We start from the raw sequence: 12,503 nt of genomic DNA, 5'->3' as shown, positions 1-12,503 counted from the left end.
AAAGCCCGGTAAATAGGCAACTTTTTGACTATTGGCCAAAATCAGCCTTTTGGCCAGCGCGCCTGTGAAATTTTCCTCGACGGGGCGGCGTTTTATATGGCGCTATCTTGCCACGATGCGCCGCTGCGCGCCACGGCGTCGGCCACGGAAAAGGTCGAATCCTGCGCCAGCTGCGCCATGCCCGCCGCCATCAGCACATCACGCAACCGATCATGGGCGCGGGCCAATACGACACGCTGGCCATCTTGCTGACGTCCCAGCACAAATTCGCCAAGGGCATCGATGGCGGTTGCGTCGAGATCATTTGATTCTTCAAGGCTAAGCACCACCACCGGCGCGTTGGAGGCGGCAGCGCGGGCGGCAATGACGCCCAGCACGCTTTCCGCATTGGCGAAAAACAGGGGCGCATTGGGCCTGAACAGCGCAATGCCGCGAGGCGGGGCTGCATCCTCGTGGCGGGCAATATCGACATAGTCATGGCTGTCGCCCACCCGGCCCAGTGTGCTGACCGATGGGTGGGCCAGATCATAAAGCAACATGGCGATTGAAAGCGCGATGGCCGCCAACATGCCGTTCAGCACGCCAAGCGTCAGCACTCCCATGGTGGCCGCCACCGCAACCCAACCATCCCGCCGGATCTGAAACAGCCGCAGGATGGGCGCGGGATTGAGCGCATGGGTCAGCGCCGCAATCACCACCGCGGCCAGCACTGGTTGCGGAATCCGCCCAATCGCGGGCGCGGCATAGATCGCGAGAGCCAGCAGCGCTAAAGCCGCGATCACAGCGGCCCACCGACTTTGCGCACCCGCCGCCGCATTGGCATTGGCCGCCGAAAAGCCCGCGCCCACCGGCATCCCCTGCGCCAAACCGGCCGCCAGATTAGCCAGACCCAGCGCGCCCAATTCGCGATTGGCGCTGATCCGGTCCCCATTTTGCAGCGCCAGTCCTCGCATCGTGCCCCAGCTTTCGGCAAACAGGATCAAGGCAACCGGCGCAGCGATCTGGGCCAGACGGGGCAGCATGGCAACCGGCGGCATTGCGAAATCGGGCCACGTCAGCGCGACTTGCCCCGCCAGCGCGACGCCCCAAGCGGCCGGATCGAACCACCAGCCCAGCATCAATCCGGAGACGATCACCATTAACGCACCGGGCCAATGCGGCACGCGGCGCAGCGCCAATAGCGCGCCCAGTGCGGCAAGGCCGAGCACCAGACTGGGCCAATTGGTTTGCGGCAGCGCCAGAGCGATCTCGCCCAGCAAGCGCCACATCGGGGCCTCCGGAACCGCAATACCCAGCAGATGCGGCAATTGCCGTGCAATAATGGTGATCGACAGGCCCAAGGCAAATCCGCGCAGCACCGGACGGGAAATAAACCCGGCCAGGCTACCCAACCGCAGCAGTCCCATCGCAGCAAAGCCAAGGCCGGTCATGATGACAAGGGCGGTTGCCGCCGCGCCTTTGTCGACCACACCTTCGGTGGACAGGCCGATCAGGGCGGCACCCAGAATGGCCGCAGACGAGGAGGTGGGCGCAATCACCGCATAACGGCTGCGGCCCAGCACGGCATAGGCCAGCGCTCCGGCCACCGCTGCGACAATCGCCCGGCCCGGCGCCAATCCCGCCATCCCGGCATAGGCGACCGCTTCGGGCAACAGCAGGCCGGCAAGGCCAAGGCCCGTTAACAGATCGCGTTTGGGAAACCTCTCCATCGCGCCATGCATGGCCGCGACAGGGGTTAAGTCAAGCCGGAGGGGTCAATCTTCCACCGGTTCGACATCGACCGATACCGCCAGCCTTTGCCCCGCGCCGCCCATGAAAACGCCGTCGATGGGGGCAATGTCGGAATAATCGCGGCCCATCGCGACAAAAATATGGTCCGTGCCCGCCAAAACGTCATTGGTAGGGTCAAAGCCGACCCAGCCGATTTCCTCGCCACACCACAGCGCCGCCCAGGCATGCATCGCATCGGCACCGACAAGGCGCGGCTGACCCGGCGGTGGCAGCGTGCGCAAATAGCCGCTGACATAGGCGGCGGGAATGCCATGGGCGCGTGCCGCCACGATCATGACATGGGCGAAATCCTGACAAACGCCCCGCTTTTGCTCAAAGGCATCCTCGGCCGTCGTGGTCACGCTGGTTGCGGTGCCGTCATAGGCAAAATCGCGATGGATCGCGGCCATCAATGTGTGGCCGGCCATCAGCACGCTGGTGTCGGGTTCGAAATGTTCCTCGGCCCAACCGGCGATGGCGCTGGATGGCGGGGCCATGGGCGATGCGAAAAGATAGGAGGCAGGCCCCATGGGCGAGAGGTCTGGCGTGGCGAGCGCTGCTGCGCGAATGCTGGCAATGCTGGGCACGACGGCCATGTCCAGCGCAAAGCCGGGTTCGGCCACTTCGACCTCGAAATGGCTGTCGATGGTTAGTTTGGACAGCGCATTGCGCATGTTCAAACGGTGGCGATGGACGATCCACGGGCCTTCACTTTCCTCGACCTCGGCGGGGGCGGGATCAAAGGTCAGTCGGAAATTTTCCACCTTTTGCCCCGGCCAGTCCGAGGGTTTGAGCCGCAGGTTGAGCCGCGCCAGTCGCACCACGCCGTCATAGCGCAGGCTGGAGGTGTGATGGATGCGATAACGCATGAATGTGTCAGCCTTGCAGCGGCGTACGGCCCGCAACGGCCGCGTCGAATTGCAGGAAATAGCGCGATGAAATCGAATCCGAAAGCGAGAGCAGGCGCGTTTCGATCTCACCCAACTTGGCCTCGTCAAACTGATCGACCGTCTGGCTGATCAACGGGGCCAGAACTGCCCGGACATCGCGAAGGGGCGCTTCGGGCAAGGCGTCTTCACGCAGCGTGGGAAGGGCGGTGATATGCCGCTCGATCGTCAGCACCTGATGGACCAGACTGCGCGGATTGTCCGGGTCGAGCAGCAGCAGGTCATAGACCGGATCGCGCAAGGGCGAGGAGAGGTAGCGTGAACGATAGGTGATCTGACTGTCGAAAATGTCGAGCAGCGTGTTGAGTCGGTCGCTCTCCTCCCCCGCACCGGCCAATTGACGCGCCACCCGGCACAGCGAGAGTGCGCGTTCAATGCGCCGCCCCATGTCAAGGAAGCGCCACGCCGGACCACGCACCATATCTTCGGCGCCAAGCCCGGAGAGCGAGGCAAACCGTTCCACCAATTCGCGCGCCACGCGCAGCAAGGCGCCCGGACGATGCGATTCAAGCGGTGGCAAGGGACGGCTGGCGATGCGCCAGAAATCCGGCGCAAAGCGATCGCGCAGCGATTGGCCGACATTGCGCTGTGTATTGAGCAAGGAAGCCACACCGCCGGGCAGGCGATCTTCGGCCAGAGCCGCGCGGCAGGCCAGATTGGGGGCAAGAGCCGAACTGGACGGTGCCAATGCCCCCCAACTGGTCAACAATTCGACCAGTCTGGCGCGTACCGCAGGGTGCCCGCTGGCGCCTGCATCCACTTCGATGCCGCCGCCCAGAATCGAGCGGATGACCCGCACCGTCATTTCCGCCCGTTCACCATAACGGCCAAACCAGAACAGATTATCGGCCGCCTGTGCCGCCAATACGCCGCCATCGCGCCGTATCGGGGGCGTTCCGGTCAGCGTGACGCGGTTGAAACGGTCCTCATCCTCTTCATCCACCACGCAAACATCGGCGGACAAATCGCCTTCGCCCATCAATGTGCTGGCGATTTTGCCCGAAGAGGACAGGCGGGCAAAGCCGCCCGGCATGACCACCCATTGCCCGTCATCGCCCCGCGCGACAAAGGCGCGAAGGGTGAAGGGGCGCGGTTCGAAACGGTCCTCGATCAACGCGGGGGTGGTCGACAGGTTGATGATTTCCTGCGCGCAATAATCCATCGGGCGGCGGGCCATGGCGGCAAGCAAGGCATCGCGCCGCTTTTCCGACAATTGTGCGCCATAGGTGGGCTGGATCCCGGCAAGAGCTTCGACCCTTTGCCCAAAGGCGGGCGTAATCATCAGTTCACCCAGACGCTCGCGCACCAGATCGGCCTCGGCCTCGCCCCCGCACCACCACGTCGCGACATTGGGCAGCAGCGGTTCTTCGTCCAGCAAGGTCTTGAACAGGCGCGGCAGGAAGGCGGCAAAGGCGGGCGCCTCAACCACTTCGACGCCGGGCCAGTTGGCCATGGCGACATGTCCCCCGGTCCAGCAATCGGCCAGATCGGGAACGCCCATCGTCGAGCGGGAATCGAAATTCAGCGGGTCTAGCGAATTGGTGTCGATCCAGCGCCACAGGGCATCGACCCTTTTCGGCCCGCCAATCGTGCGGACATAAAGCTTGCCGTCAATGACCGACAAATCGCGCCCTTCGACCAATGGAAAGCCCAGATAGCGCGCCAGATGCGCCTGTTCGGGATAGGATTGGTTAAAACGCCCCGGCGTCAACAGTGCGATACGCGGCGATTCACGCGGGCAATCGGCCGAAAGCCCCTGACGCAATTGTCCAAAAAATCCCGCCAGCCGCCGCGCATGAATATCGGACAGGAGCGAACCCGTCCCCCTCGACAAGGCCAGCCGGTTTTCCAGCGCATAACCCACGCCATTGGCCAGACGCAGGCGGTCACCCAGCACGCGCCATTGTCCATGCGGCCCACGCGCCAGATCAACGGCATAGACATGGATATAATGCCCCCGGCGCGGGGTGACCCCGCCCATGGCGCGGGCAAAAAAGCGGCTGCCTGCGACGACGGCGGCGGGAATATGACCGTCGCGGACCAGTTTTTGCGGGCCATAGACATCGGCCACCACGCTTTCGAGCAGGCGTGCCCGCTGGATCAGTCCAGCCTCGACATTGGCCCATTCCTTGGCCCCGATGATCAATGGCATGGGGGTGAGCGGCCAGCTGCGTTCTTCCACATCGCCGGTCATGCGGAAACTCATGCCCATGTCGGCAATCTGACGCGCCAGCAATTCCTGCGCCGAAAGGCCGGAATCCTGCGCCAGATTATGCAGCCCGCCCGCCATGGCGCGCCATTTGGCGGCCACTTCGGGCGGGGCATGGCGGAACAGGTCGCCCGCGTCCACGTCAACCGGATAATCCATCAACCGATCAACCGGCTGGGCCTTCTTGGGTGCTTTGCTGGCCAATTCAGTCCAGCCACCCCGGTCGGCGCAGGTCGAGCGTCATCGGGAATTCACTGGGCCATTCCTTGGCCGGGATGGGTGTGAACCCCGGCGTATGCCCAATGTCGGAGAAGCGAGCCTTGCGGCGCCCTTCGGCCTCATAGGCATTGATCGGCACCGTATCGTAATTGCGCCCGCCCGGATGCGCGACTTCATAGACCGCACCGCCCAGACTGCGCTGGTTCCAGGTGTCATAGATGTCAAAGGTCAGCGGCGCATGGGGCGGCATCATGGGATGGAGACAGTTGGATGGCCACCATGCCTTGTAACGCACCCCGCCAACCCCTTCGCCCGGCGTGCCGGTGGGGTTCATCGGAATGCGGCGCCCGTTACAGGTGATGATATGGCGCCCCGCGACAAGCCCGGTCGCGCGCACCTGAAGCCGCTCGGTCGAGGAATCGACGAAGCGCACCGTCCCGCCAATTGCGCCGGTTTCACCCAACACGTTCCACGGTTCCAAAGCATGGGCGATTTCCAGTTGCACCCCGCCGCCCTCGGTCGTGCCGTGGATGGGGAAACGGAACTGGCGCTGCGCCTCGAACCACACGGGGTCGAAATCATAACCCGCACGGCGCAGGTCCGATAGGACATCGAGGAAATCCGCCCACACGAAATGGCCCAGCATGAAGCGGTCATGCAATTGCGTGCCCCAGCGGACCAGCGGCCCGCCCTGCGGTTCGCGCCAGAACCATGCGGCCAGCGCCCGGATCAGCAATTGCTGGGCAAGGCTCATCTTCGCGTCTGGCGGCATCTCGAAGCCGCGGAATTCGACAAGGCCAAGGCGGCCGGTGGGACCATCGGGGCTGAACAATTTGTCGATACAGATTTCGGTGCGATGGGTGTTGCCCGTCACATCGACCAACAGGTTGCGGAACAGGCGATCAACCACCCATGCCAAAGGCTGGGGCTGATCCGGTCCGGGCACCTGCGCCAGCGCGATTTCCAGTTCGTAGAGGCCGTCATGGCGCGCCTCGTCGATGCGCGGCGCCTGACTGGTCGGGCCGACGCACAGGCCGGAGAAGAGATAGGAAAGCGAAGGATGCCGCTGCCAATAGGTGACAAAGCTTTTCAGCATGTCGGGGCGGCGAATGAACGGGCTGTCCAGCAGGCTTGGCCCGCCCAACACGATATGGTTGCCACCGCCCGTGCCCACGGCACGACCATCGACCATAAATTTGTCCGCCGTCAGCCCGACCTCACGCGCCACGTCATAGAGCGTTTCGGTGATATGGACCGATTCCCGCCACGATCCGGCGGGCTGGATATTCACCTCGATAACGCCGGGGTCGGGCGTGACCTTCAACACCATCAGGCGCGGGTCGGAGGGCGGGGGATAACCCTCGATCCGCACCGGCAGCCCGCTTTCCTCGGCCACGCGTTCCACCGTGGCGATCAGGTCGAGGTAGTCTTCCAGCGTTTCCACCGGCGGGATGAAGACGCAAAGGTGGTCGCGGCGTGCCTCCACCGTGATGGCGGTGCGCACGACGCCTTCGATGGCGACCTGTTCAACATAGCCGGTGTTGAAGGATTGCGGCGGTGTGTCGGATACACGCTGGAACGGACCCTGCGTGCGGGCGGCGGCCTCGCGCTCGCCCGCCAGACCATAGAAATCGGGCAGGGGGGCGCGTTCCTCTGCCGTATCCTGCGGGTTGATGAAGGGATATTGCGCCGCCGTCACATAGGGCAGCGAAGACAGCGGCAGGCGATAACCCAGCGCCGCGTCGCCCGGCACCGCAAACAGCGCCCCGCGCCGCAAACGCCACTTTTCCGAACGCCAGCGGCGGATCGGCACCTGCGCGGCCTGCCACCAGCGCTGGATCGGCAGGACATAGCCAACCGGCTTGTTCAGCCCCCGCTGGAACGTGCGCATAAAGCGCGAGCGTTCCTCCGGGTCATCCAGTTCCGGATCATCGGGCGAGAGATTGTCGGGCAGTTGCGCCTCGCGCACGATCCATTCGATCGCGTCTTCATAGACGGGCTGCACAAATTCCTCGTCCACGCCCAGCGTCGTTGCAACCCCGCGCAGCACCACTTCCGCGCTTTCCGGCGCCACATCGGGCAAGGGCGTTTCGCGCGGCAAGGTTTCGCCCGCGATCAGCGAGGCATCGCGCCACACCGGCACGCCATCCTTGCGCCAATAGATCGAATAGCCCCAGCGCGGCAGGCTTTCCCCCGGATACCATTTGCCCTGACCATGGTGCAGCATCGATCCGGGCGCGAATTCATCGCGCAAACGGCGGATCAGGCGGTCGGCATAGGCGGCCTTGGTCGGGCCGACGGCGTCGCTGTTCCATTCGGGCGCTTCGAAATCACCATCGGCGATGAAGGTCGGTTCGCCGCCGATCGTCATGCGCATATCCTGCGCGACAATATCCCGGTCCACCTTGTCGCCCAGCGCCATCAGCGCGTCCCAGCGTTCGTCGGTAAAGGGTTTGGTGATGCGCACCGCTTCGTGGATGCGGTGAACATTCATCTCGAAATGGAAATCAACCTCGGCCGGTTCGGCAAGGCCGGAAATGGGCGCGGCGCTGCGGTAATGGGGCGTGGCGCAAAGGGGGATGTGCCCTTCGCCCGCCAACATGCCGCTGGTCGCGTCCATTGCGATCCAGCCCGCGCCCGGCACATAGGCTTCGGCCCATGCGTGGAGGTCGCAAACGTCTTGCGATACGCCCTTTGGCCCGTCGACCGGGATGACATCGGGCGTCATCTGGATCGAATAGCCCGACACGAAACGCGCGGCAAAACCCAGACGCCGCAACAGGTTGACCAGAAGCCATGCCGAATCGCGGCACGAGCCGGAGCCGATTTCCAGCGTTTCCTCTGGCTCCTGAACCCCCGGCTCCATGCGGATGACGTAATTGACCGCCTGATAGACCGCCTGATTGACCTCAACCAGAAAATCGACCGTGCGCAACTTGGTGTCGGCGTAACGTTCATAGAGTTTATCGAACAGCGGCCCTTGCGGTTCGACATCGAAATAGGCGGCCAGATCTTCCTTCAGCGCGTCATCATAGGTGAAGGGACGTTCTTCGGCATATTCTTCGACAAAGAAATCGAACGGATTGATGACCACCATATCGGCCAGAAGATCGACCTGAATACTGAAATGATCGACCGGATCGGGAAACACCAGCCGCGCCAGCCAATTGCCATGCGGGTCCTGTTGCCAATTCAGGAAGTGGTTTTCAGGGCTGATTTTCAGCGAATAGTTCGGGATCTGTGTCCGGCTGTGCGGGGCCGGACGCAGGCGGATCACCTGCGGGCCCAGACGGATCGGTTTGCTGTAGCGATAGCGGGTGAGGTGGTGCAGGCCAGCTGTGATCATGGCAGCGAGTGTGCGCGAAAGGTTTGTGCGCTGCAATATCCAAATGCGCGCACATTAAACATAAACATACGCGGTTGCGCTTTGGTTCCCTCTGGTCCAGCAGGGCGCGATCAAGGCTGGAGTGACAGGCAAGTGCAGGCGCAGATGGCCCCCGCGCCGGGGGTTTTGACGATTGATCTTGGCGCGCTGGTGGAAAACTGGCGCCGTGTGGGCCGCGAAGTCGCGTCGGCAAAGGTCGCAGCGGTGGTTAAGGCCGACGCCTATGGTCTGGGCGCGGCGCGGGTGGTGCCGGCGTTGGTGGCGGCGGGGTGCCGGACATTCTTCGTCGCCAACCTGGTTGAGGCTCTGGCTATCCGCGAACTGGTGCCCGCCGATGCCGTGCTGGGCGTCCTCAATGGTCTGCATCCGGGTGGCGAGGAATTTGCCGCCAAGGCCGCCATTACGCCCGTTTTGAACAGCATGGAGCAGGCGAGGCGCTGGCAGGCATTTGCCGCGCCCGCCTTTCTTCAGGTCGATACCGGCATGGCGCGTCATGGTGTCAGCATGGAGGAGGCCGCCAGTTTGGCGCAGGATGGCGATTTTCGCGCCGCGGTGCCTTTACTGGCCATCATGAGCCATTTGTCCTGCGCCGATGAACCCAACAGGGCGGAAAATGCCGCGCAACTGGCCTGTTTCGAACGGGCGGCGGCGTTCTTCCCCGGTGTGCCGTGCTGTTTCGCCAATTCGGGCGGGGTGCAATTGGGGGCGGCCTATCATGGCGACATGGTGCGCGCGGGCCTTTGCCTTTACGGCGCGGAACCCGGCGATGGGCGGGGCGATCCATTCCTGCCGGTGGTCAAGCTGGAGGCGCGTGTCCTGCAAACCCGGATTGTTCCGGCGGGAACGGGGGTGGGTTATGGCCAGACTTGGCATGCGCCGTGCGAAACGCGGCTGGCGCTGCTCTCCATTGGTTATGCCGATGGTTTTGTGCGCAGCCTGTCCGGGCGCGGGGCGGTTTGGGCCAAGGGCGAGCTTTTGCCCATTGTCGGGCGAGTGTCGATGGACGTGACGGTCGTGGACGCTACCGCTTTGCCCGATGGCGCCTTGCAGGAGGGCGATCTGGTCGAAATCATCGGACCCCATCGTCCCATTGAAGCGGTGGCGCAGGAGGCCGGGACGATTGCCTATGAAATCCTGACCCAATTGGGCGGGCGGTATCAGCGCGTCTATCTATCCTGAAAAAATCCGGCGCGGGTGGATCGCCCGCGCCGGACAGTCAGGGTTTGGTTAAAACTCGAACTTCACCGTCGCGCCATAGGTGCGCGGATCGCCCAGATTGGCGGCAATCAGGCCGGTGTTGCCGCTGGCCACGGTCAGCATTTCGACATAATTCGTGCCGGTCGCATTACGCACCCAGCCATAAATGTCCAGCCCGCGATCCTGACGCCAACCAGCGCGGAAATTGTGCAGCGAATAGCCCTTCACCCAAGTGTAGATCGAAGCCGAAGCATTCGAGGACCAGCTGGAGCGATAGGAGGCATCATAGCCGACATAGGCCGAGCCTTCCTTGCCGAACAATTTGGCCGGAATGTTATATTCGCCGCCCCAGCTCAGCGCATATTTCGACACGCCCGGCAGGCGCTGGCCCGAAATGTCGCAGGAGGCCGGGCTGAGCGCGCCGGGGACGCCGGCCGCGCCCGGTGTGCCGGTGGTCGTCGTGCCGCCCGACAATTCCGGCGGGCAGGGGGCGGTGGTGAACTTGCGATATTTCGCGTCGGTCAGCGCCGCGTTCAGGTAAGCGCTGAAGCGGTCACTGGGGCGAACCGAGAAATCGCCTTCGAGGCCCTGCGTGCGTACGGCCTCGGCATTGGCCAGATAGCCGCGCAGCACACCCAGCGCGCCATTGGTCACCTGCGCCTGGAAATTGTCAATGTCGGTGCGGAAGGCGGCAAGGTTGACGGTGACCTTGCGGTCCAGCCACTGGCTCTTGAAGCCCAGTTCGAAATGGTTGACCGTTTCGGGCTTGACCGTCGCGGCGGCCAGAATGGGCTGGCCATTGGCGTCCGAGGGTACGCCGTTCAGGTTGACCCCGCCCGATTTGAACGTCTTGGCATAGGTGGCATAGGCGCGCACATCGCGGCCCAGTTGATAGGCCAGCGTCAGGTCATAGCTGAAATTCCATGCCGAATAGCGCGCCGGGAATTGCTGTGACGACAGCACGCCCGCCTGCGCGCCCAGCAGCGAGTTGGAACCGGTGCCCGAGGTCGGGAAGATCTGGGTTCCGGCCGAATTGGTGACGACCGAATTATACCAGCCCTTCTTCTGGTCATAGTTCAGGCGCACGCCCGGCTGGATGGTGAAACGGTCGGTCACTTTCCAGCTCAACTGGCTGAAAGCGGCAAGGCTGGTGTTGTTGAGGCGGATGTCATTCTTGGCGGTCAGGCCGTTGAGGATATCGGGAACGCAGGTGGCCGACGACCCCGTCGGGCAGATTGCGTTGATCTGTGTGCTGGACAACAGGAAGCGGCTGGCGGCGGTGCCCTGTTGCTGGGTGCCGGTGGTGTGGACGGCCTGATTGAAGGCGAAAAGGCCCACGTTCCAATCGAACTTGTCGGTCGACAGGCTGTAGCGGAATTCCTGCGTGAACTGTTCCTGCTTGGTCGGGTTCTGGCTCAACGTGGTGATGGGCAGGCCGGTGTAGTCGCGGTCATTCGACGGGTTCCAGTCCCAGAAACGCCATGCGGTGATGCTGGTCAGCGTGCCGGGGCCGACCTGCGCCTTGACCTTGAGCGAGGCGCCGCCAATGCGGTTGGTGGCGCGCAATTCGCTGTCCAGATCGGTCAGGCGGGCATAAGGATTGGTGCTGGGCGGGGCATAGTTCAGCGCGGCGGCCAGCGCGGGAAACTGGCGGGCGCTGGAACGCTGGGTGCTGCCATAGCCGTAATAGACCGTGGCACAGCACGAGGGGTTCTGTTCGTTATAATCCGCCGCCAGCGTGACATCGACCGTACCCGACGGGCGCCACAGGATTTGCCCGCGCAGACCCAGATTGTCCTGCGACTGGACCCAGCTTTTCGTGGTGGTGTTATAGATCGTGCCGTTGCGCCCGGTCGATGACACCGCGATGCGCGCCGCCACCGTGTCGGACAAAGGCCCCGACACGGCCAGCTTTAACTGGCGATAGCCATAATTGCCGACAGAGACTTCGCCCCGGCTTTCAAAGTTGAAGGTGGGGGCGCGGCTGGTGATGTTGATGGCGCCTGCGGTGGTGTTCTTGCCATAGAGCGTGCCCTGCGGCCCGCGCAAAACTTCGATCTGGCCCGCGTCGAGGAAGTCGAATGTGCTGGCCGCAGCCCGGCTGAAATAGACGTCGTCGACATAGATGCCCACGCCCTGTTCGATGCCGTCATTCGTCAGGCCAAACGGCGCGCCAAGGCCGCGAATATTGGCCGCCGAATTGCGCGGGTTGGACGAATAAAACTGAAGCGTCGGGGCCAGTTGTTGCAGGCGGTTGACGTTGAACGCGCCAGTGCGTTCCAGCGTCAGCCCGCCCAGAACAGAGATGGCAACCGGCACGCTCTGCGCGCTTTCGGTACGGTGGCGGGCGGTGACGACAATGTCGCCGGGGGCTTCGGCCTGCACCTGACCATCGGCGGGCGCTGTGTCGGCGGCAAGGGCCGGGGTGGCGAAAAATGCGGCGCTGGCCACGCTGGCAAGGAAAATCTGGCGCAGTTTCATACTCGATCCTTTGTCTTGCCAACGCGGCCACCATCGGGCGCGCGTTGTTCAGGCGTTGGTGATCGGGAATGCGCATGGCCGTTATCAGGCCTTGCGAATGTCCCCCCATGTGCTCGTCCAATTAATTTCTATCAATTAGGTAGAGTTGAATCGCTCTTAAACTCAATCATAAAAATAGACATTCAAGGAAATCTGTTCACCGCCCAAGTCTGGCTAAACGTCATCGCGCTGTTGCCCTATGCCTCCAGACCTTTATGCAGAGGCAGGAAGGGCCAAACAGGAGAAGGCTATTGCC

6 protein-coding genes are annotated in these 12,503 nt (G+C 63.1%); 1 reads left to right on the top strand and 5 read right to left on the bottom strand.

Going from position 1 to position 12,503, the window contains the following annotated elements:
* Positions 1 to 92: 92 nt before the first annotated feature.
* From AC2S2E_RS15645 to AC2S2E_RS15630, 4 genes are read right to left on the bottom strand one after another with little or no spacing between them, the layout of a single operon-like run.
* Positions 93 to 1,709 (bottom strand): SulP family inorganic anion transporter, encoded by a 1,617-nt coding sequence (locus AC2S2E_RS15645; protein WP_486523011.1) that lies wholly within the window; start codon positions 1,707 to 1,709, stop codon positions 93 to 95.
* Between the two features lie 45 nt (positions 1,710 to 1,754).
* Positions 1,755 to 2,639 (bottom strand): transglutaminase family protein, encoded by an 885-nt coding sequence (locus AC2S2E_RS15640; RefSeq protein ID WP_476105609.1) that lies wholly within the window; start codon positions 2,637 to 2,639, stop codon positions 1,755 to 1,757.
* Between the two features lie 7 nt (positions 2,640 to 2,646).
* Entirely contained in the window at positions 2,647 to 5,085 is a 2,439-nt protein-coding gene (locus AC2S2E_RS15635; protein ID WP_486524634.1) for a circularly permuted type 2 ATP-grasp protein, read from the bottom strand.
* A gap of 46 nt (positions 5,086 to 5,131) precedes the next feature.
* Positions 5,132 to 8,491 carry a transglutaminase family protein gene (locus tag AC2S2E_RS15630; protein ID WP_476105607.1) on the bottom strand — a complete coding sequence of 1,120 codons (3,360 nt, stop codon included), beginning with the start codon at positions 8,489 to 8,491 and terminating at the stop codon, positions 5,132 to 5,134.
* Positions 8,492 to 8,623: 132 nt separating this feature from the next.
* On the opposite strand from AC2S2E_RS15630, the gene alr reads away from it, so the two are divergent.
* The gene (alr, locus tag AC2S2E_RS15625) at positions 8,624 to 9,709 is read left to right on the top strand and encodes an alanine racemase (protein ID WP_486523010.1); all 1,086 of its coding nucleotides are present in this window, start codon (positions 8,624 to 8,626) and stop codon (positions 9,707 to 9,709) included.
* Between the two features lie 48 nt (positions 9,710 to 9,757).
* Here alr and AC2S2E_RS15620 read toward each other — a convergent pair whose 3' ends face one another.
* On the bottom strand, positions 9,758 to 12,208 hold the full coding sequence (locus AC2S2E_RS15620) for a TonB-dependent receptor (RefSeq protein WP_486523009.1): 2,451 nt from the start codon (positions 12,206 to 12,208) through the stop codon (positions 9,758 to 9,760).
* Positions 12,209 to 12,503: the final 295 nt, after the last annotated feature.

This window comes from Novosphingobium sp. 550D (genome assembly GCF_057401885.1).
The sequence above is the reverse complement of the archived record's forward strand: the minus strand, read 5'-3'. Positions and strand labels throughout refer to the sequence as shown.

Bases quoted from the DNA above. Each gene is read 5' to 3' on its own strand.
- AC2S2E_RS15645 (WP_486523011.1), bottom strand. From the start codon at position 1,709: ATGGAGAGGTTTCCCAAACGCGATCTGTTAACGGGCCTTGGCCTTGCC.
- AC2S2E_RS15640 (WP_476105609.1), bottom strand. From the start codon at position 2,639: ATGCGTTATCGCATCCATCACACCTCCAGCCTGCGCTATGACGGCGTG.
- AC2S2E_RS15635 (WP_486524634.1), bottom strand. From the start codon at position 5,085: ATGGATTATCCGGTTGACGTGGACGCGGGCGACCTGTTCCGCCATGCC.
- AC2S2E_RS15630 (WP_476105607.1), bottom strand. From the start codon at position 8,491: ATGATCACAGCTGGCCTGCACCACCTCACCCGCTATCGCTACAGCAAA.
- AC2S2E_RS15620 (WP_486523009.1), bottom strand. From the start codon at position 12,208: ATGAAACTGCGCCAGATTTTCCTTGCCAGCGTGGCCAGCGCCGCATTT.